Raw genomic sequence first — 21,821 nt, forward strand, 5'->3', positions numbered from 1 at the left:
GGCGCACCCGGTGGCCCGGCAGAGCCGGTTCCACGGGTGCCTTGGGGGCTTCGCTGCGCTCGCCGGGCCCGGCCGACCCGATTCGCCTGTTCGAGGCTTGCTTCGCGCGTGAAGACTGAATTGCCGCTGCTGAATCTGGAGGTCAACGGACGCGCGCATGCGCTTGAGGGCGTGCCGCGTGCGGCCACGCTGCTGCATCTGCTGCGCAACGACCTGGGGCTCAACGGGCCGAAGTACGGCTGCGGGCTCGGGCAGTGCGGTGCGTGCACGGTGCACGTCGACGGTGTCGCGGCGCGCGCCTGCGTGATTCCGGCGCATGGGGTCGCCGACCGGAGCATCACCACGCTCGAAGGGCTGGGTACGAAGGATGACTGGCACCCGGTGCAGGCCGCCTTCGAGGAAGCCCAGGCCGCGCAGTGCGGCTACTGCCTCAACGGCATGGTGATGCAGGCCGCGGCGCTGCTCACGCGCGATCCGAATGCGAGCGAGGCGCGCATCCGCGGCGAACTCTCGGGCAACCTGTGCCGCTGCGGCACGCACGTCGAGATCCTCGACGCGGTGCGGCGCGCGGCACTGCGCATGCAGCAGCAGGCATGAACCGGCGCGCCGACCTGCCGCGCACGCGCGCGGAATTCCTCTCGGCCGACGGCGTGCTGCTGGTGGTGCGCGAGACCCCGCCCGCGCCGCCGCCGGCCAAGGGCCAGCCGGCCTTCATCGCGGGCAACCCGGCCGAGGGCGACGAGATCCTGCTCGCGGTGTGGGACGACGGCAGCGCCTCGGCGCTCAACGGCCACGTCGACCTGGGCACTGGCATCCAGACCGCGCTGGCGCAGATCGTGGCCGAGGAGCTCGAGCTCGGCATGCCTTGCGTGCGCATGATGCTCGGCGACACCGCACGTGCGCCCAACCAGGGCGCGACCATCGCGAGCGCCTCGATCCAGATCCATGCGCAGCCGCTGCGCCTCGCGGCCGCGCAGGCGCGCGCCTGGCTGCTCGCACGCGCGGCCGAGCACTTGGGCGTGCCCGCCGAGATGCTGCAGATGCGCAACGGCCTGGTGCGCGTGGCCGAGGCGCCCGGGCGCCGCGTGAGCTACGCCGACCTGGTGCGCGGACAGCGCACGGTGCTCCGGCTCGATCCGCAGGCGCCCACCAAGAACCCGGCCGACTACCGCATCGTCGGCACGCGGCAGGCGCGCGTCGACATCCCGGCCAAGCTCGCGGGCGAGCAGGTCTTCGTGCACGACATGCGCGTGCCCGGCATGCTGCACGGGCGCGTGGTGCGACCGCCGTACGCGGGCGCGGACCACGGCGACTTCATCGGCAACACGCTCGAATCGGTCGACGAATCGTCGATCGCGCACATCCCCGGCATCCGCGCGGTGGTGGTGATCCGCGATTTCGTCGGCATCGTGGCCGAGCGCGAGGAACATGCCGAGCAGGCGCTGCGCGAACTGCGGGTCGCATGGAAGCCCTGGCCCGGCATGCCCGACCTGGGCGACGTGGCGCAGGCGCTGCGCGACAACCCGTCGACCCAGCGGCTGCTGGTGGACGAGGGCGACGTCGACCGCGCCCTGGCCGGCGCCGACCGGCCCATGCCGCGCACCTACGTCTGGCCCTACCAGATGCATGCGTCGATCGGGCCCTCGTGCGCGCTTGCCGAGTGGCAGCCCGCCGACGGCGGCGCGGTCCGGCTGCGCTGCTGGGCCGGCACGCAGAACCCGCACGTGCTGCGCGCCGACCTCGCGAAGCTCATGGGCCTGCAGGACCTGCAGGTCGACGTGGTCCGCATGGAGGCCGCGGGCTGCTACGGCCGCAACGGCGCCGACGACGTCGCGGCCGATGCGGCGCTGCTCGCGCGCGCGGTCGGCGCGCCGGTGCGCGTGCAGCTCACGCGCGAGCAGGAGCATGCGTGGGAGCCCAAGGGCGCGGCGCAGCTCATGGAGATCGACGGCGGCCTCATGGCCGACGGCCGCGTGGCCGCCTACGACTTCCAGACCTCGTACCCCTCGAACGGCGCGCCCACGCTGGCGCTGCTGCTCACGCGCACCATCGAGCCGCTGCCCCAGGCCTTCGAGATGGGCGACCGCACCGCGCGGCCGCCCTATGCCTTCGACAACCTGCGCGTGAAGGTCAACGACATGGCGCCGATCGTGCGCGCCTCCTGGCTGCGCGGCGTGTCGGCGCTGCCGAGTTCGTTCGCGCACGAGTCGTACATCGACGAGCTCGCGACCGCCGCGGGTGTCGATCCGGTGCAGTTCCGGCTGCGCCACCTGAACGATCCGCGCGCGGTCGAACTGGTGCAGGCCACGGCGCAGAAGGCCGGCTGGCGCATGCGCACCGGCCCGCAGGAGAACGCCGACGGCGGGCTCGGCGCTGGTGGCGACATCCTCTTCGGCCAGGGCTTCGCCTATGCGCGCTACGTGCACAGCAAGTGGCCGGGCTTCGGTGCGGCATGGGCGGCATGGGTGGCCGACGTGGAGGTGAATCGAAAGACGGGCGAGGTGCACGTGCGCCGCGTCGTCGTGGGGCACGACGCCGGGCTGCTCGTCAACCCCGCGGGCGTCGAGCACCAGGTGCACGGCAACGTGATCCAGACCACCAGCCGCGCGCTCAAGGAGCAGGTGCAGTTCGCGCCGCAGGCCGGCGCCGGGGCGGGCGGCGCGCAGCTGCCCGGCGTGCTGCCTTCGGGCGTGGTCGCGAGCCGCGAATGGGGCAGCTATCCGATCATCAACTTCCGCGAAGTGCCGGTGATCGAGGTGATGCACATGCCGCGGCCCGGCGAGCCCTCGCTGGGCGCGGGCGAATCGTCCTCGGTGCCGGGGACGGCGGCGATCGCGAATGCGATCTTCGATGCGACGGGGGTGCGCTTTCGTGCGCCGCCGTTCACGCCGGAGACGGTGCTGGCTGCGCTCGATCAGGAGTTTCTCGCTCCCCCGCCGGGGGAGGGCGGGGGTGGGGGCGAGCGGCGAGCGGGTGGTGACGCCGTTACGCCCCCATCCCAACCTTCCCCCAGCGGGGGAAGGAGCAATACCGTCTGGCCGAAGCGCAAAGGGGTCTGGGCGACCGGTGCTGCGCTCGTCGTCGGCGGCATCGGCGTCATCGCCGGCCTGCTCGGCTGGCGTGCCGCGATCGCCCCCGTCACGCTGACCGCCCCGGTCTACAGCGAGGCCACCATCGAACGCGGCCGCGTGCTGGCCGCGCTGGGCGACTGCGCCGTCTGCCACACCGCGCCGGGCGGCGCACCCAATGCGGGCGGCCGCGCGATGGAGACGCCCTTCGGCACGCTCTACACCACCAACCTCACGCCTGACCCCGAGACCGGCCTCGGCCGCTGGTCCTTCAGCGCCTTCCAGCGCGCGATGCGCGAGGGCGTCTCGCGCGACGGCCACCATCTGTACCCGGCGTTTCCGTACACCGCGTTCGCGAAGACCAGCGACGACGACCTGCAGGCGCTCTATGCCTACTTCATGGCGATGCCCGCGGTGCGCGCGGAGACGCCCAAGGCCGAACTCAAGTTCCCGTTCAGCCTGCGGCCGCTGATGGCGGGGTGGAACGCGCTCTTCCACGACCCCGCGCCCGCGCAGCCCGTGGCCACGCAGAGCGCCGAATGGAACCGCGGCGCCTACCTCGTCAACGGCCTCGGCCACTGCGGCGCCTGCCACACGCCGCGCAACGCGCTCGGCGCGGAGCAGGGCGGCAGCGCGTACCTCTCGGGCGCGATGGTCGACGGCTGGGAAGCGCCGCCGCTCACGTCGCTCGCATCGAAGTCCGCCATGCCCTGGGACGCCGAATCGCTCTACCGCTACCTGCGCCACGGCCATTCGCCGCGCCACGGCATCGCGGGCGGGCCAATGGCCGAGGTGGTGCGCGAGCTCGGCGCGGTGCCCGATGAAGACATCCGCGCGATGGCGACCTACCTCGCCGCGTTCAACGGCGCCGCGCCGGTGCCCGAAGCCCAGGCGCAGGCCGAGGCGCAACGCGTCGTCGCAGCCGCCGCGCGCCAGCAGGGACGGCTGCTCGGCCCCGCGCAACGCATGTTCGACAGCGCCTGCGCCGCCTGCCACCACGACGGCGACGGCCCCACGCTGCTCGGCGTGAACACCCCGCTCGCGCTCAACAGCAACCTCACGAGCGCGAAGCCCGACAACCTGCTGCGCACCATCCTCGACGGCGTGCGCGAGCCCGCCACGCGCGACATCGGCTTCATGCCCGCCTTCCGCGAAGCGCTCGACGACCGCCAGATCGCCGAACTCGCGGGCTACATGCGCGCGCGCTTCGCGCCGCAGGAGCCCGCCTGGCCCGACCTGCAGGCGCAGGTGGCGCGGGTGCGGAGGGCGAAGGGGCATTGAGGGCTGTCGAATCCGGACAGCCGAACGCAGAAGGAAGACAGAAGGAACGCAGAAGTCGCAGAAAAGAAAGAACCAGGACATCTTCCTGGCTGTTCCTTTCGCGTCCTTCGCGAAACCTTCGCGTCCTCTGCGTCCGGAAGCCCGCATCCAGCGGCCTCCCCCAGCACAGCGCTACGATCCCGTCCATCCCCTACCCACACACAGAGACAACCCATGCCCCTCAGCCTCGACGCTTCCTCGACCCTTCCGCAAGACGCCGCGCGCGCCACCCTCGTCGGCCGCGTCTGGCAACCCGGCGTCGGCCCGGTCCTGGTCGCGGTCCATGAGGGCGGCTTGCACGATCTCTCGCAAGTGGCGCCCACGATGAGCGACCTGCTCGAGATGAAGGGTTCGCCCGCCGATGCAGTGCAGCGCGCGGTGCAAGGCGGCAAGGCGCCGCGCATCGCCACGCTGGCCGAAGCCCTCGCCAACAGCGACGGCACCGTCGCGCGCGACGAGGCCCGGCCCTGGCTGCTCGCGCCCTGCGACCTGCAGGCCATCAAGGCCAGCGGCGTGACCTTCGTCGAGAGCCTGCTCGAACGCGTGATCGAGGAACAGGCGCGCGGCGATGCGTCCAAGGCCGAAGCCACGCGCGCGGCGCTCGGCGGCGTGCTCGGCGACAACCTCGCGGGCATCGTGCCGGGCTCGGACGCGGCGGCCAGGGCGAAGGAAGTGCTGATCGCGCAAGGCGCGTGGTCGCAGTACCTCGAAGTGGGCATCGGCCCCGATGCCGAGATCTTCACCAAGGCGCCCGTGCTCTCGTCCGTGGGCACCGGCGCGGACATCGGCATCCACGCCGCCTCGGTCTGGAACAACCCCGAGCCCGAGGTGGTGCTCGCGGTCAACAGCCGCGGCGAGACGCTGGGCGCGGCGCTCGGCAACGACGTGAACCTGCGCGACTTCGAAGGCCGCAGCGCGCTGCTGCTCGGCAAGGCCAAGGACAACAACGCCTCTTGCGCGATCGGTCCCTTCATCCGGCTGTTCGATGCGCACTTCGGCATCGAAGACGTGCGCCGCATCACCGTGGCGCTCGAGGTCCGGGGTCCCGAGGGCTTCGTGCTCGAGGGTTCGAGTTCGCTCGCCAAGATCAGCCGCGATCCGCTCGACCTCGTCGGGCAGGCCATCGGCGCGCACCACGACTATCCGGACGGCTTCATGCTGTTCCTCGGCACCATGTTCGCGCCCACGCAGGACCGCCATGGACCGGGGCAGGGCTTCACCCATGTGGTCGGTGACGAAGTGCGCATTTCGGCACCCGAACTGGGTACCCTGCTGAACCGCGTCGTGCACGCCGATCAGGCGCCGCGGTGGACTTTCGGCTTAAGCGCACTCATGCGCAGCCTCGCCGCACGAAAACTGCTGTAAACGTTACTTCTACGAATTCGAAGGAGTTGTACTCCTTTGTGATTCATTGGCAGCACGTAGCAAACTGTTGCTGTTGACCGTTGTTCACGTTCCCCTCAAGATACCCGCCTGTTAATGAAGTAACACGGGAGACAGAGGTTGCCGCCGCGCGAGATCGAACTACTGCAGTCGCCAGTCGAAGGCCCGCTTCCGTGTGGTGAAGACCTCGAGTACGACCCCGAATTCCTCGCACTTCAACAGGCCGCGACGGGCAAGCGGGAGCAGCAGTTCGGCGCCACGATCATTCCCGCGGAGCCGCCCGACTGGGCCCGCGTCGAACGCCTCGCGAAAGCGCTGTGCCAGCGCACGCTGGACGTGCGCGTGCTGGTCCTGCTGACGCTGGCATGGACCGAGACCCAGGGACTGCCCGGCTACGTGGATGGCCTGCGCGTGGTCGAGGGCGTGCTGCAGAAATTCTGGGACGACGTGCATCCGCGCGTCGTCGACGACGGATTCGAAGACCCGCTGCCGCGCATGAACGCGCTGGCCGCACTGGCCGAGGCCGAGGGTCTCGGGCGCAGCGTGCGCGATGCGCGGCTGCTCGAGGACGGCGGTGCGTCGATGAGCCTGCGGCAGGTCGAGGCGCTGCTCGATTCGAGCAAGGCCGATCAGATCGACTACCCGGGCGGCATCGGCCGCTTGCGCGAAGTGGCGCGGCGCGCGCAGGAGAAGGGCGCGCCGCCGGTGGTGGCGCTGCATGCGGCGCTCGAACTGCTGCAGCGCATCCGCGAGATCGCCGAGCGCGCGCTGGGCCAGAGCTGGGCGCCCGATTTCTCGCGGCTCGAACGTTCGCTGCGCACGGTGGTCCAGCTGTTGCCCGAGCAGGCGCAGCCGGCATCGGCGGAGGCATCCGAAGCGGCCACGGCCGGCGAGGGAAGCGCAGAGGGCGCTTCCGCATCCGGGCCCGCCCAGGCCGGCGGCCCGGCAAGTGGCGCTTCCGGCCTACGTGTGACAAGTGTTAAAGATATTGAAATATCGAGCCGTGATGATGTGCAAGTTCTGTTGGAAAAAGCGTGCCAGTTCATGGAACGCACGGAGCCCAGCCACCCGGCCCCGATGCTGATCCGCAGAGCGCAAAGGCTGCTGGACCTCAACTTCTTCCAGATCATCGAAGAGCTCGTGCCCGAGGGCGTGCAAAAGATAGAGAGCCTGGCGGGGCGCTCGCTGAGCGCCGGCTCGGCCGCGGATTGAAGGCGCAGCGCCGGGGGAGCGAAGGCGTGCGTGCCCCACGCGGCGCGGCAGCAGCAGCAACAGTCAGTCAGGGTCCGACCAACACGCATTGAGATTCAAGAGGAAGCTTTATGGCAGACAACCGTGTCAGAAACAGTGGACAGAAGTTCATCGCGCGCAACCGCGCGCCGCGTGTGCAGATCGAGTACGACGTCGAGATCTACGGCAGCGAACGCAAGATCCAGCTTCCTTTCGTGATGGGCGTGATCGCCGACCTCGCGGGCAAGCAGGTCGACCCGATGCCGGACCTGGCCGAGCGCGACTTCATGGCGGTGGACATCGACAACTTCGACGAGCGCATGAAGGCGATCAAGCCGCGCGTCGCGTTCCAGGTGCCCAACACGCTGACCGGCGAAGGCCAGATGAACGTCGACATCACCTTCGACAGCATGGACGACTTCTCGCCCGCGCGCATCGCGCGCCAGGTGGGCGCGCTCAAGCACCTGCTCGAAGCCCGCACGGAGCTGTCGAACCTGCTGTCGTACATGGACGGCAAGAACGGCGCCGAGCAGCTGATCGCGCAGGCGCTGCAGAACCCCGAGCTGCTCAAGTCGCTCGCCTCCGCGCCGAACCCCGCCGTGGCCAAGGCGGTCGAGGCGGCCAACGAGAAGTCGGGCAGCCCGGGTACCTCTTCCGAATAAGCACGGGATCTCCATCATGAGCACCGCACCCAAACAGACAGCGCGCGCGCAGACCGCCACCATCGAGGCGCTCGAGCCCAACGAGTTCTCCGACCTGCTGCAGCGCGAGTTCAAGCCCAAGACCGACCAGGCCCGCGAGGCCGTGCAGAGCGCCGTCAAGACGCTCGCCGTGCAGGCGCTCGAGAGCACGGTCACGATCTCGAACGACGCCTACCGCACGGTGCAGGCGATCATCACCGAGATCGACCGCAAGCTCTCCGAGCAGATCAACCAGATCCTGCACCACGAGGACTTCCAGCAGCTCGAAGGCGCATGGCGCGGGCTGCACTACCTCGTCAACAACACCGAGACCGACGAGCAGCTCAAGATCCGCGTGATGTGCGCATCGAAGCGCGAAGTGGCGCGCTCGCTCAAGCGCCACAAGGGCATTGGCTGGGACCAGAGCCCGCTGTTCAAGAAGATCTACGAGGCCGAGTACGGCCAGTTCGGCGGCGAGCCCTTCGGCGCGCTGATCGGCGACTTCCACTTCGACCACAGCCCGCCCGACGTCGAGATGCTCGGCGAGATGGCGAAGATCGCCGCGGCCGCGCACTGCCCCTTCATTGCCGGTGCCTCGCCGACCGTGATGCAGATGGACTCGTGGCAGGAACTGTCGAACCCGCGCGACCTGACCAAGATCTTCCAGAACACCGAGCACACCGCCTGGCGCTCGCTGCGCGAGTCGGAAGACGCGCGCTACATCGGTCTGGCGATGCCGCGCTTCCTGGCGCGCCTGCCCTACGGCGCGCGCACCAACCCGGTGGACGAGTTCGAGTTCGAGGAAGAGACCGATTCGGCCCAGCACAACCGCTACACCTGGGCCAACTCGGCCTATGCGATGGGCGTGAACATCAACCGCTCGTTCAAGCAGTTCGGCTGGTGCACCTCGATCCGCGGCGTGGAATCGGGCGGCGCGGTCGAGAACCTGCCGACCCACACCTTCCCGACCGACGACGGCGGCGTGGACATGAAGTGCCCGACCGAGATCGCGATCAGCGACCGGCGCGAGGCCGAGCTCGCGAAGAACGGCTTCATGCCGCTGGTGCACCGCAAGAACTCCGACTTCGCGGCCTTCATCGGCGCGCAGTCGCTGCAGCAGCCGGCCGAGTACTACGACGCCGACGCCACCGCCAACGCCAACCTGGCCGCGCGGCTGCCGTACCTGTTCGCCTGCTGCCGCTTCGCGCACTACCTCAAGTGCATCGTGCGCGACAAGATCGGTTCGTTCCGCGAGCGCGAGGACATGGAGCGCTGGCTCAACGACTGGATCATGAACTACGTCGACGGCAGCCCCGGCACGTCGTCGCAGGACACGAAGGCGATGAAGCCGCTGGCGGCGGCCGAAGTCCAGGTCGAGTCGATCGAGGACAACCCCGGCTACTACGCCGCCAAGTTTTTTCTCCGGCCGCACTATCAGCTCGAAGGGCTGACGGTGTCGTTGCGGCTGGTTTCGAAGCTGCCATCCAACAAGAAGGACAGCAGCTAGTTCAACGGTGTCCCGCAATCGGGCATATATAACTTTGGGGGTTTTCAATCATGGCAGTTGACATGTTCATGCGCGTAGAGGGCGCGAACGGCGAATCCAAGGACTCGAACCACAAGGAGTGGACGGACATCCGGTCGTTTGCATGGGGAGCGACGCAGCCAGGCAACATGGTGAGCGGCGGCGGGGGCGGCGTGGGCAAGGCCAGCTTCAACGATCTGCAGGTGATCGCACGCATCGACAAGGCGGCGCCTTCGGTGCTGAAGAACTGCGCGAGCGGCAAGCATCTGAGCAAGGTGGAAGTGTCGGTGTGCAAGGCGGGCGGCTCGCAGATCGAGTACACGCGCGTGACGCTGGAAGAGGTGCTGGTGACGTCGGTGCAGTACTCGGCCGAGCAGGGCAGCGAGGCGGTGCTGGTGCAGTACGCGTTCCAGGCCGCGAAGGTCAAGCAGCAGTACTGGGAGCAGACCGACAAGGGCGGCAAGGGCGCCGAGACGGTGCTGGCCTGGAACATCAAGGAAAACCGCGAGGGCTGATCTTTCCCCGTGGTGCCCGGCCGGGCCCGCGCGCGCCGCACCGCGGCGTGCGGCGGCCCGGTCTTCGCGTCTCTCTACGTTTTTCACTCGGGCGGCCCTCGCGGCCGCGCGCGAGCCAATGAGGAAGTTTCATGGGCGAAGGGTTTGCAGTGCTGGGCGAGCGCTCCGTGGCCGAGCACACCGAATGGGTACAGCGCCAGATCCGCGCCAGTCCCCAGAACGCGAGCCTGCGCCTGGCCCTGTGCCATTTCCTGGCGCTTCGGGGCGAATGGCAGCGGGCTGAAGACCAGCTCAAGCTGGCCGCGAAGATCGATCCTTCGTTCGCGCCCGCCAGCGCCACCTGCGCGATGGCGCTCACTGCGGAGCGCCACCGCACCGAATTCTGGAACGGCGGCCGCGCGCCGACCGTGATCGCCGGCCGCGATGAATGGGTCGACGGCCTCATCGCCGCCGCCGCGCTGCCGCCCGAACAGGCCGCCGAGGCCGCGCGCCTGCGCGAAGCCGCGCGCGAGGCCGCGCCCGCGCTGCAGGGCAGCCTGCAGTGCGTGGACCGCAGCGATGCGCGCGCCGTGCAGGCCATCGACGGCGAACCCGTGCAGACCAGCGAATTCGCCTGGCTGTGCGACGGCGACGTGCGCATCGGCGCCGTGCTGGAACTGCTCACGCCTTCGGGCTATGCGTGGCTGCCGATGCCGGCGGTGCGGCGCATCAAGTTCTCGCGCCCGCAGCACCTGGTCGATCTGCTCTGGGCGCCGGCCATGATCGAGCTGCACGACGGCCGCGGCCTCAACGGCCTGGTGCCCGTGCGTTATCCGGGCGCGCTCGATGCACTCGACGACGAGACCGCGCTCGGCCGCCGCACCGACTGGCTGCCGCTCGCGGGCGAGGAGCAGTACGCCGGCGCCGGGCAGCGCACGCTGATCAGCGAAGCGGGCGACCATTCGCTGCTCGACATCCGCCAGATCGAGTTCGCCGCGGCAGCGGATGCGGCCGGCCGCGATACCGACGGGGAGCGCGTGATCCAGTGAGCGCCGTCCTGCCCGCCAGCCGCTCCGCCCTGGATGGCGACGGCGACCAGCCAGAGAGCGTTGCACGCGACCGCCTGCAGCCGGTGCTGCTCGATCGCCTGACCGACAAGGCGCCGCAGAGCCGGCAGGAGCGCGCGGGCGCCTTCCTCATGAGCGGCAAGCTGCTGCGCGATTCGGTGCTGCGCGACCTGCAGTGGCTGCTCAACACCACCAACTTCGGCGCCGACCACCTCATCAACGCCATGCCGCGCGCGCGGCGCTCGGTCGTCAACTACGGCGTGCGCGGCTGGGCCGGCGGACGCATGTCGGAGGTCGACTTCGCCGACGTCGAGGCCGCGATCCGTGCCGCGATCATCGACTTCGAGCCGCGCATCATGAAGGACAGCATCGACGTGCGCTGCGTCACCGATGCGAACGAGCTCGAACACCACAACCTGCTCGCGCTCGAGATCCGCGGCACCCTGTGGTCGGTGCCCTATCCGATCGAGTTCATCCTGCGCTCGGAGCTCGACCTCGAGAGCGGCCACATGGTGCTGCGGCCCACGGGAGGCCTCTGATGGACGCGCGGCTGCTCGACTACTACAACCGCGAGCTCACCTACATGCACGAGCTCGGGGCCGAGTTCGCGCAGCGCTACCCCAAGATCGCGGGCCGGCTCGGCATGCGCGGCATCGAGGTCAGCGACCCCTACGTCGAGCGCCTGCTCGAAGGCTTCAGTTTTCTCACCGCGCGCATCCAGCTCAAGATGGATGCCGAGTTCCCGCGGTTCTCGCAGCGGCTGCTCGAGGTGGTCTACCCCAACTTCCTCGCGCCGCTGCCCGCGATGGGCGTGGTGCAGATCGACGGCAACCTCAACGAAGGCTCGCTCAAGGCCGGCTACGAACTGCCGCGCCACACCATCCTGCGCGGCCGCATGATCAAGGGCGAGCAGACGGCCTGCGAGTTCCGCACCGGCCATGCCGTGACGCTGTGGCCGATCAAGATCGCCGAGGCGGGCATCGGCCCGGTGCCCGCGGAGATCCTGCATGCGATGCCGATGGTGGCCCGGCAGGCGAAGAGCGCGCTCACCATCAAGCTCGAGGCGGTCGGCGGCGCGCGCTTCGCCGAGATGCCGCTCGAGCGGCTCGAATTCTTTCTCTCGGGCGCCGAGCTGCATGCGCTGCGCGTGCTCGAACTCGCGGTGCACCACAGCGTGGGCGCCGTCTGCCGCAGCGGCCCGGGCAGCACCGCGCGCATCGTGCCGCTCGGCGACGAGGCCATCCGCCACGAGGGCTTCGACCCCGACCAGTCGCTGCTGCCCTACGACGCGCGTTCGTTCCAGGGCTACCGGCTGCTGCACGAGTACTTCGCCTTCCCCGACCGCTACCTGTTCTTCAGCGTGAAGAACCTGCGCGCCGCGGCCGCGGCGATGAGCGGCACCACGATGGAGATCGTGATCCTGCTCGACCGCGCCGACGCCGAGCTGGAGCGGCTGGTCGACGCGCGTCATTTCTCGCTGTTCTGCACGCCCATCATCAACCTCGTGCCGCGCCGCAGCGACCGCATCCCGGTCGGCCCCGGTCAGCACGAGCACCATGCGGTGATCGACCGCACGCGGCCGCGCGACTTCGAGATCTTCACCGTCGAACGCGTCACGGGCCACATGGCCAGCGGCTCGGAAGAGCGCGAGTTCCGGCCCTTCCTCGGCTCCTTCGCGGCCGACGACGGCGACTTCGGCGCCTACTTCTCGCTGCGGCGCGAACCGCGCCTGGTGTCGGACCGCGCGCGCGCCCAGGGCACGCGCACCAGCTACACCGGCAGCGAGGTCTACGTCTCGCTCGTGGACCAGCATGACGCGCCCTTTCCGCACAGCCTGCGGCACATCACGATCGATGCGCTGTGCACCAACCGCGACCTGCCGTTGCTGCTGCCGACGGGGCTCGAGTCGGACTTCACGCTGCGCGTGTCGGCGCCGGTGCGCGCGGTGCGCATCCTGCGCGGGCCCTCGCGCCCGTACCCGGCGCTGGCCGAGGGCGCGCTGACCTGGCGCCTCATCAGCCACCTCGGGCTCAACTACCTGAGCCTGACCGACGTCGATGCCGCGCAGGGCGCGGCCGCGCTGCGCGAGATGCTCGATCTCTACGGCAACCTCGCCGATCCCGCGGTGCGCCGCCAGATCCAGGGCGTGCGCTCGATGGCGCTGGCGCCGGTGTTCCGCCGCCTGCCCGAGCCGGGGCCGATCGTCTTCGGCCGCGGCGTGGAGATCGCGTTGAAGATCGACGAGGTCGCGTTCTCGGGCGCGAGCCCCTATCTTTTCGGCGCCGTGCTGGAGCAGTTCTTCAGCCGGCATGTGTCGCTCAACGCGTTCACCGAGTTCTCGCTCGCGAGCCTGCAGCGCGGCGAGATCGCGCGCTGGGCGCCGCGCATCGGACGCCGGCCCACGGTATGAACACCGCCGACCTCACCGACGAGCCGCTGCCGCCGCTCACGGCGCCCGATACGATCGGCGAGGCCCCTCCCGCCGCGGAGGGTGACGGTGCTGCTGCTGCGCCGCGCGGCGCGACCGAGGCCGATCCGGTGCTCTGGGCGCGGCTCGTCGAGCAGCCCTTCGAGCACGACCTCTTCATGCTGCTGCGCCGGCTCGATGCGCAGGGCGGCCATCCGCTGCTCGGGCGCGCGCCGCGCCCGCTCGACGAACCGTTGCGCCTGGGGCAGGAGCCCTCGATGGCCTTCGCGCCTTCGAATGTCTCGGGCGTCGACCTCGACGGCGACGGGCCGCCGCGCATCTCGATCTACGGCTTCGGCCTGTTCGGTCCCAACGGCCCGCTGCCGCTGCATCTGACCGAGTACGCGCGCGAGCGCAAGCGACACCACGGCGACCACACGCTCAGCGCCTTCGCCGACCTGTTCCATCACCGGCTGATCCTGCTGTTCTACCGCGCCTGGGCCGATGCGCAGTCGGTCAACAGCCTCGACCGGCCCGACGGGCACCGCTTCGTCGACTACGTGGCGAGCCTCATGAACATGGGGCAGCCGGGGCTCAAGCAGCGCGACCGCATCGCCGACCATGCGCGCACCCACATGGCGGGCCACCTAGTGCGCCAGACGCGCAACCCGGAGGGCCTGATCCAGATCCTGCGCCTCTACTTCGACGTGCCCGTGCGCGTGGACGAATTCGTGAGCGACTGGGTGATGATCGACGAGCGGCAGGTGAGCCGCATCGGCCTCACCGGGCGCAACCACCAGCTCGGCGGCGGCGCGACCATCGGCCTGGCGGTGCGCGATGCGCAAGCCAAGTTCCGGCTCGAACTCGGGCCGCTCTCCCAGGACGCGTTCCGGGCCTTCCTGCCGGGCAGCAAGCGCCTCGCGCAGCTGGTGGACTGGGTGCGCCAGTACATCGGCATCGAGTTCGCATGGGAGCTGCGCCTCGTGCTGCAGAAGCAGGAAGCGCGCGGCATGCAGCTCGGCAGCGACCAGCGCCTCGGCTGGGGCAGCTGGCTCGGCACGCGCCTGTCCGACACCGACGCCGGCGACATGCTGTTCCAGCCCGAGGCGCTGTCTCCCCGTTCCGCAGCGGCGGCCACTTCGGCCGAGGCTGCCTCTTCCATGGCCCTATGACAGACATCCGCCGCGTCTCGCTCTTTTCCAAGCTCAATCCGATGCTCTACAAGGCATTGGAGACCGCGACCGCCTTCGCCAAGCTGCGCGGCAACGCCTACGTCGAACTCGTGCACTGGCTGCACCAGATCCTGCAGCTGCAGGACAGCGACCTGCTGCGCATCGTCAAGCGCGCCGGACTCAACCTCGACGCGGTCGAGCAGGACCTGGTGCGCGCGCTCGACCGGCTGCCGCACGGCGCCACCTCGATCAGCGACATCTCCGAGCACGTGGACCATGCGGTCGAGCGCGCCTGGGTGTACGCGAGCCTGCGCTTCGAGGCCACCTCGATCCGCGGTGCCTACCTGCTCGCGGGCATCGTCAAGACGCCCGGGCTGCGCCAGGTGCTCTCGGGCATATCGCGCGAGTTCGACAAGATCGTGCCCGACGTGCTCGTCGCGCAACTGCCCGCCTGGACCGAAGGCTCGCCCGAGGACGACTTCGATGCGCCCGCGGCCACGGGCCTCGGCGGCGCTGCGCCGGCCGCGCAGCAGGGCGAGGGCGCCGCGGCCGGCGGCAGCGCGCTCGCCAAGTACGCCAGCGACCTCACGGCCAAGGCGCGCGCCGGCGAGCTCGATCCGGTCTACGGCCGCGACGACGAGATCCGCCAGATCATCGACATCCTGATGCGCCGGCGGCAGAACAACCCGCTGCTCACCGGCGAGGCCGGCGTGGGCAAGACGGCCGTGGTCGAGGGCCTCGCCTCGCGGCTCGCGGCCGGCGACGTGCCGCCCTCGCTCAAGGACGTGTCGCTGTGGGTGCTCGACCCCACGCTGCTGCAGGCCGGCGCGGGCGTGAAGGGCGAGTTCGAGCAGCGGCTGCGCCAGGTGATCGACGAGGTCGAGAAGAGCCCGAAGCCGATCGTGCTGTTCGTCGACGAGGTGCACACGCTCGTCGGCGCGGGCGGCCAGGCCGGCACCGGCGACGCCGCCAACCTGCTCAAGCCCGCACTCGCGCGCGGCCGGCTGCGCACCATCGGCGCCACCACCTGGTCGGAGTACAAGAAGTACATCGAGAAGGACCCGGCGCTCACGCGGCGCTTCCAGACCATCCAGGTGCACGAGCCCACCGAGCCGAAGGCCGTGGTGATGCTGCGCGGCATCTCGGCCGAACTCGAGAAGCACCACGGCGTGCTGATCCTCGATGCCGCGCTCGAGGCCGCCGTGAGCCTGTCGCACCGCTACATTCCCGCGCGTCAATTGCCCGACAAGGCCGTGAGCCTGCTCGACACCGCCTGCGCCCGCGTCGCGCTGAGCCAGCATGCGCTGCCGGCCGCGATCGAGGACCTGCAGCGCCGCATCGAGGTGCTGCGCATCGAATCGGGCATCGCCGGGCGCGAGGCCGCCATCGGCGTCGGCGAGGCGAAGCGGGTGGACGACATTGCGGCCGAGATCGCCGCGGCGCAGGGCGAGCTCGATCTGCTGGCGCAGCGCCGCGTGGAAGAGGCCGCGCTGGTCGAGCGCATCGTCGCGTTGCGCAGGCAGCTCGCGCCCCAGGCGGTGCCGGTGCAGGCCGAAGCGCGGCAGGACGAGGAAGAACAAGAAGAGGGCGCCGCGCCCGCGGTGGATGTGGACGCGGAACCCGCGCCGCCGGCCGAGCCCGAGCGCGCACCCGAAGCGATCCGCGCCGAACTGAACGAAGCGCAGGACAAGCTCGCGCAGCTGCAGGGCGAGACGCCGCTGATCCTCGCGGCCGTCGACGCGCAGGCCATCGCCACCGTGGTGGCCGACTGGACCGGCATTCCGATCGGCCGCATGGTGCGCGACGACGCGCAGTCGGTGCTGCGCCTGGCCGAGACGCTGTCGGCCCGCGTGGTCGCACAGCCCGATGCGCTCGAGACCATCTCGCGGCGCATCCGCACCGCGCGCGCGCGGCTCGACAACCCGAACAAGCCGGTGGGCGTGTTCCTGCTCTGCGGCCCCTCGGGCGTGGGCAAGACCGAGACCGCGCTCGCGCTGTCGGAGGCGCTCTACGGCGGCGAGCAGAACCTCGTCACCATCAACATGAGCGAGTTCCAGGAGTCGCACACCGTCTCCACCCTCAAGGGCGCGCCGCCCGGCTACGTGGGCTACGGCGAAGGCGGCGTGCTGACCGAGGCGGTGCGCCGCCGGCCCTACAGCGTGGTGCTGCTCGACGAGATCGAGAAGGCGCACCCCGACGTGCACGAGATCTTCTTCCAGGTCTTCGACAAGGGCTGGATGGAGGACGGCGAGGGCCGCCACATCGACTTCCGCAACACCGTGATCATCATGACCTCGAACGTCGGCACCGACCTGGTCATGCAGCTGTGCGAGGACCCGACCCTGCGCCCCGACCCCGAGCCGCTCGCGCAGGCGCTGCGCGAGCCGCTGCTCAAGGTGTTCGCGCCCGCGCTGCTCGGCCGCCTCGTCGTCGTGCCCTACTACCCGCTGCACGCCGACGCCCTGCACCGCATCATCCGCCTCCAGCTCGACCGCATCGCCGCGCGCCTCGATGCCAACCACGGCATCGCGCTCGCCTACGACGACAGCGCCGTCGAACTCGTCGCGCGCCGCTGCACGGCCATCGAATCGGGCGGCCGCATGATCGACGCGATCCTCACCCACACCATCCTGCCGCGGCTCAGCGAGGAGGTGATCGGCGCCACGGTCAGCGCGCGCAAGTTGACGGGGGTGCGGCTGTCGGCGGCGGAGGACGACTTCCGGTATGAGTTTTCGGAAGCCTGAGAAAGCAAAAGAAATGCATCAGCATCAAGGAGACAACTTCCATGGCGCGAGTCGTTACGGCCCACACCCCGCTGGGTGAAGAGCAGCTGAAGTTCCGCTCGATGCGCGGCAGCGAGGGGCTGTCGCAGCTGTTCGAGTTCGAGGTGGACCTGCTGAGCCCGAGCGCGGCGCTCGATCTGAAGTCGGTGCTGGGCAAGCCGCTGACGCTGGAGATCCAGACCGCGGTGGCGGGGTCGCCGCGCTTCCTGAACGGGCAGGTGGTGCGCTTCTCGATGGTGGGCCGCGAGGGCGGCACCGCGCGCCACACTGTCTACCGCGCCACCGTGCGGCCGTGGCTGTGGTATCTCACGCGCTCGAGCGACAACAAGATCTTCCAGAACAAGAGCGTGGTCGAGATCGTCGAGGAGGTGTTCGGCGACTACGGCTTCGCGTTCGAGAAGAAGCTCGGTGCGAGCTACCGGCAGTGGGAGTACTGCGTGCAGTACAACGAGAGCGACTTCGCCTTCGTCAGCCGCCTGATGGAGCTCGAAGGCATCTACTACTGGTTCAGGCACGAGAAGAACCAGCACACCCTCGTGCTGGCCGACGACATCGGCGCGCACGAGCCGATGCCCGGCTACGAGACCATCGACTACTTCGCGGCCGACCGCGACATCAGCGAGGACCTGGAGGTCATCCGCGACTGGCAGCCGAGCGAGGAGGTGCGGCCCGGCAGCTACACCGTGGACGACTTCAACTTCACCACGCCCAAGGGCGACCTCGTCAACGTGCGCAGCCAGCCCAGGGGGCACGACCACGCCGACTACGACATCTACGAATGGCTGGGCGACTACCCCGCGGCCGGCGATGGCGAACACTATGCGCGCGTGCGGCTGGAGGAGGTGCAGTCGCTCGCGCAGCGCAGCCACGGCCAGGCCACCGTGCGCGGCATGGCGCCGGGCTTCAAGTTCAAGATGCGCAACTCGCCGCGCGCGGACGACAACCAGGAGTACCTCGCCGTGGCCGTGTCGTATTCGCTGCGCGAGGGCGGCTATGCGAGCGGGGCGGCCAGCGGCGAATACAACTTCGACTTCGTGGTGCAGCCGACATCGCTGCCGTTCCGGGCGCCGCGGCAGACGCCCGTGCCGCGCACCAGCGGCCCGCAGACCGCGACCGTGGTGGGCCCCGAGGGCGAGGAGATCTGGACCGACGAGTACGGCCGCGTGAAGGTGCAGTTCCACTGGGACCGCTACGGGCAGAAGAACGAGAACAGCTCGCGCTTCGTGCGCGTCTCGCACATCTGGGCGGGCGAGCGCTTCGGGGGCGTGTTCACGCCGCGCATCGGCCAGGAGGTGGTGGTGGACTTCATCGGCGGCCGGGTGGACCGGCCGGTGATCGTGGGGCGGGTGTACAACGCCGACCAGATGCCGCCGTTCGCGCTGCCCGGGGAGGCGACCAAGAGCGGCATCGTCACGCGCTCGTCGAAAGGCGGCTCGTCCGCCAATGCGAACGCCTTCGTGTTCGAGGACAAGATGGGCGCGGAGCAGATCCTGCTGCATGCGGAGCGCAACCTCGACGTGGAGGTGGAGGGCGACGAGACGCACACGACCGAGAAGACGCGCACCACGCTGATCAAGGGGCATGAGTCGGCGACCTACGAGTCGGGCGAGGAGCGGCACATCACGGGCGGTGCGGTGGAGACGATCGACGGGGGCGAGGAGCGCACGGTGACGGGCGGGGCGACCGAGACGGTGACGGGCGGCGAGGAGCGCACGATCACGGGTGGGGCGACCGAGACGATCACGGGCGGGGAGACGAAAACCGTGACGGGCGGCCTGACCGAGACGGTCGACGGCGGCGTGATGCTGACGGTCAACGGCACCGTGGTGCGCATTCTCAGCGGGACCGACATCCGGATCATTGGCGCGGGGCGTGTCGAGATCATCAACGCGATCGACGCCAAGGTGGTGGTTGGGTCGAACACCACCACCGTGACCGGCCCCAAGATCGTCTTCGCGCCATTCATCATCCACTACGCCGACACCTACACGATCAACACCGTCAACTACATCATCAACGCCAAGGTGGTGATCCATAACAAGCCGACGCAGACGCTTCACATCCAGGAGCACAGCCACTGGCGCTGGATGCGCTACGACATCGAAGTGTGGCAGGGCGGGACACACAGCATCGCGTTCGACATCTACGGCGTGAAGCTGATGGTGAGCAGGATGTTCTGGTCGGTCAACGGCATCTTCATCAACCTCGCCGCCAAGACCGAGATCCAGTCGATGAACAAGTACACGGTCGGCTGGCTGAAGTTCCGACAGTTCGCGAAGGAGGTCAGAACCCACGGCCTGCGCGCGAACAAGGGCACGATCTTCGTCAAGGGGAACTGAAAAGGATGGCAGTGATGACCAGGATCGTTACGGCCCACACCCCGCTGGGTGAAGAGCAGCTGAAGTTCCGCTCGATGCGCGGCAGCGAGGGGCTGTCGCAGCTGTTCGAGTTCGAGGTGGACCTGCTGAGCCCGAGCGCGGCGCTCGACCTGAAGTCGGTGCTGGGCAAGCCGCTGACGCTGGAGATCCAGACCGCGGTCGCGGGGTCGCCGCGCTTCCTGAACGGCCAGGTGGTGCGCTTCTCGATGGTGGGCCGCGAGGGCGGCACCGCGCGCCACACTGTCTACCGCGCCACCGTGCGGCCGTGGCTGTGGTATCTCACGCGCTCGAGCGACAACAAGATCTTCCAGAACAAGAGCGTGGTCGAGATCGTCGAGGAGGTGTTCGGCGACTACGGCTTCGCGTTCGAGAAGAAGCTCGGTGCGAGCTACCGGCAGTGGGAGTACTGCGTGCAGTACAACGAGAGCGACTTCGCCTTCGTCAGCCGCCTGATGGAGCTCGAAGGCATCTACTACTGGTTCAGGCACGAGAAGAACCAGCACACCCTCGTGCTGGCCGACGACATCGGCGCGCACGAGCCGATGCCCGGCTACGAGACCATCGACTACTTCGCGGCCGACCGCGACATCAGCGAGGACCTGGAGGTCATCCGCGACTGGCAGCCGAGCGAGGAGGTGCGGCCCGGCAGCTACACCGTGGACGACTTCAACTTCACCACGCCCAAGGGCGACCTCATCAACGTGCGCAGCCAGCCCAGGGGGCACGACCACGCCGACTACGACATCTACGAATGGCTGGGCGACTACCCGGCGGCCGGCGATGGCGAACACTATGCGCGCGTGCGGCTGGAGGAGGTGCAGTCGCTCGCGCAGCGCAGCCACGGCCAGGCCACCGTGCGCGGCATGGCGCCGGGTTTCAAGTTCAAGATGCGCAACTCGCCGCGCGCGGACGACAACCAGGAGTACCTCGCCGTGGCCGTGTCGTATTCGCTGCGCGAGGGCGGCTATGCGAGCGGGGCGGCCAGCGGCGAATACAACTTCGACTTCGTGGTGCAGCCGACATCGCTGCCGTTCCGGGCGCCGCGGCAGACGCCCGTGCCGCGCACCAGCGGCCCGCAGACCGCGACCGTGGTGGGCCCCGAGGGCGAGGAGATCTGGACCGACGAGTACGGCCGCGTGAAGGTGCAGTTCCACTGGGACCGCTACGGGCAGAAGAACGAGAACAGCTCGCGCTTCGTGCGCGTCTCGCACATCTGGGCGGGCGAGCGCTTCGGGGGCGTGTTCACGCCGCGCATCGGCCAGGAGGTGGTGGTGGACTTCATCGGCGGCCGGGTGGACCGGCCGGTGATCGTGGGGCGGGTGTACAACGCCGACCAGATGCCGCCGTTCGCGCTGCCCGGGGAGGCGACCAAGAGCGGCATCGTCACGCGCTCGTCGAAAGGCGGCTCGTCCGCCAATGCGAACGCCTTCGTGTTCGAGGACAAGATGGGCGCGGAGCAGATCCTGCTGCATGCGGAGCGCAACCTCGACGTGGAGGTGGAGGGCGACGAGACGCACACGACCGAGAAGACGCGCACCACGCTGATCAAGGGGCATGAGTCGGCGACCTACGAGTCGGGCGAGGAGCGGCACATCACGGGCGGTGCGGTGGAGACGATCGACGGGGGCGAGGAGCGCACGGTGACGGGTGGGGCGACCGAGACGGTGACGGGCGGCGAGGAGCGCACGATCACGGGCGGGGCGACCGAGACGATCACGGGCGGGGAGACGCGCACGGTGAACGGGGGCATCACGGAAACGGTCAGTGGCGGCGTGATGCTGACGGTCAACGGAAGCAACATCCGTCTGCTGAGCGGTTCGGACCTGCGCATCACCAGCAGTGGGCGCATCGAGATGGTCAATGCGATGGACCTCAAGCTGGTGAACGGAAGCGACTGCACCGTGGTCACAGGTCCGAAGATCGTCGTTGCGCCGGTGATGACTTACCACACCACCGACCGCATCGACACCACGAGCACCTACACGCTCAACGCGAAGTTGACCGTGACGACGTCCCCACATACGGTTCTCAACGTCGCCGACGAGACCTGGCTCAAGTGCAATGTCCTGCGCTGGACCAACCAGCACGTGCGGGCGCTCGTTCTCGCGACCGATTTCTACGGCGCCAAGTTTCAGGCCTGCGGGCTCAACACGCAGATCAACGGTTGGTTCACCAACAGAGCGACGAACTTCATGCTTGATGCGCCGGTCAAGTTCGAGACCTCGGCGCGCAATTCAACGAAGGAGGGGGTGAGCATCGGCATTTGCAAGCTGCACCTGAAGTGTGTCTTCAAGACGAAAAAGAAATGATCCTG

Annotated in this window: 14 protein-coding genes; all 14 read left to right on the plus strand. The window is 69.2% G+C overall.

The genetic code is table 11. The features are described from left to right. Positions 1–108 precede the first annotated feature (108 nt). The 14 genes from M2165_RS10750 (at position 109) to tssI (M2165_RS10815) (ending at position 21,816) form a co-directional block, all read left to right on the plus strand. Positions 109–597, plus strand: a complete 489-nt coding sequence (locus M2165_RS10750; RefSeq protein ID WP_280814636.1) for a 2Fe-2S iron-sulfur cluster-binding protein — start codon at positions 109–111, stop codon at positions 595–597. Beyond that, entirely contained in the window at positions 594–4,349 is a 3,756-nt protein-coding gene (locus M2165_RS10755; protein ID WP_280814637.1) for a molybdopterin cofactor-binding domain-containing protein, read from the plus strand. The genes M2165_RS10750 and M2165_RS10755 overlap by 4 nt, the downstream gene beginning before the upstream one ends. Positions 4,350–4,562: 213 nt before the next feature. Beyond that, positions 4,563–5,753, plus strand: coding sequence for a fumarylacetoacetate hydrolase family protein (locus M2165_RS10760; protein WP_280814638.1), 1,191 nt, complete (start codon positions 4,563–4,565; stop codon positions 5,751–5,753). Positions 5,754–5,891: 138 nt separating this feature from the next. After that, positions 5,892–6,983 carry a type VI secretion system protein TssA gene (gene tssA, locus M2165_RS10765; protein ID WP_280814639.1) on the plus strand — a complete coding sequence of 364 codons (1,092 nt, stop codon included), beginning with the start codon at positions 5,892–5,894 and terminating at the stop codon, positions 6,981–6,983. Positions 6,984–7,093: 110 nt separating this feature from the next. Further along, complete coding sequence (gene tssB / locus M2165_RS10770) at positions 7,094–7,663, plus strand: type VI secretion system contractile sheath small subunit (protein WP_280814640.1); 570 nt, start codon at positions 7,094–7,096, stop codon at positions 7,661–7,663. Between the two features lie 16 nt (positions 7,664–7,679). Further along, positions 7,680–9,188, plus strand: a complete 1,509-nt coding sequence (gene tssC, locus M2165_RS10775) for a type VI secretion system contractile sheath large subunit (protein WP_280814641.1) — start codon at positions 7,680–7,682, stop codon at positions 9,186–9,188. Positions 9,189–9,238: 50 nt separating this feature from the next. Further along, entirely contained in the window at positions 9,239–9,721 is a 483-nt protein-coding gene (locus tag M2165_RS10780; RefSeq protein WP_280812876.1) for a type VI secretion system tube protein Hcp, read from the plus strand. 131 nt (positions 9,722–9,852) lie between these two features. After that, positions 9,853–10,749, plus strand: coding sequence for a type VI secretion system accessory protein TagJ (locus tag M2165_RS10785; RefSeq protein ID WP_280814642.1), 897 nt, complete (start codon positions 9,853–9,855; stop codon positions 10,747–10,749). A 29-nt stretch (positions 10,750–10,778) separates the two neighbouring features. Next, positions 10,779–11,306, plus strand: coding sequence for a type VI secretion system baseplate subunit TssE (tssE, locus tag M2165_RS10790; RefSeq protein WP_280817510.1), 528 nt, complete (start codon positions 10,779–10,781; stop codon positions 11,304–11,306). Beyond that, the gene (gene tssF / locus M2165_RS10795; RefSeq protein ID WP_280814643.1) at positions 11,306–13,177 is read left to right on the plus strand and encodes a type VI secretion system baseplate subunit TssF; all 1,872 of its coding nucleotides are present in this window, start codon (positions 11,306–11,308) and stop codon (positions 13,175–13,177) included. The genes tssE and tssF overlap by 1 nt, the downstream gene beginning before the upstream one ends. After that, on the plus strand, positions 13,174–14,346 hold the full coding sequence (gene tssG / locus M2165_RS10800) for a type VI secretion system baseplate subunit TssG (protein WP_280814644.1): 1,173 nt from the start codon (positions 13,174–13,176) through the stop codon (positions 14,344–14,346). Before tssF ends, tssG begins: the two co-directional genes overlap by 4 nt. Next, a complete protein-coding gene (gene tssH, locus M2165_RS10805; RefSeq protein WP_280814645.1) occupies positions 14,343–17,090 on the plus strand; it encodes a type VI secretion system ATPase TssH in 2,748 nt (915 codons plus the stop codon). Before tssG ends, tssH begins: the two co-directional genes overlap by 4 nt. Before the next feature lie 41 nt (positions 17,091–17,131). Beyond that, complete coding sequence (tssI, locus tag M2165_RS10810) at positions 17,132–19,468, plus strand: type VI secretion system tip protein TssI/VgrG (RefSeq protein ID WP_280814646.1); 2,337 nt, start codon at positions 17,132–17,134, stop codon at positions 19,466–19,468. A gap of 14 nt (positions 19,469–19,482) precedes the next feature. Further along, positions 19,483–21,816, plus strand: coding sequence for a type VI secretion system tip protein TssI/VgrG (gene tssI, locus M2165_RS10815; protein ID WP_280814647.1), 2,334 nt, complete (start codon positions 19,483–19,485; stop codon positions 21,814–21,816). The last annotated feature ends 5 nt before the right edge of the window (positions 21,817–21,821 follow it).

Origin of the sequence: Variovorax sp. TBS-050B (genome assembly GCF_029893635.1) — a bacterium.
Classification (GTDB): Bacteria; Pseudomonadota; Gammaproteobacteria; order Burkholderiales; family Burkholderiaceae_C; genus Variovorax.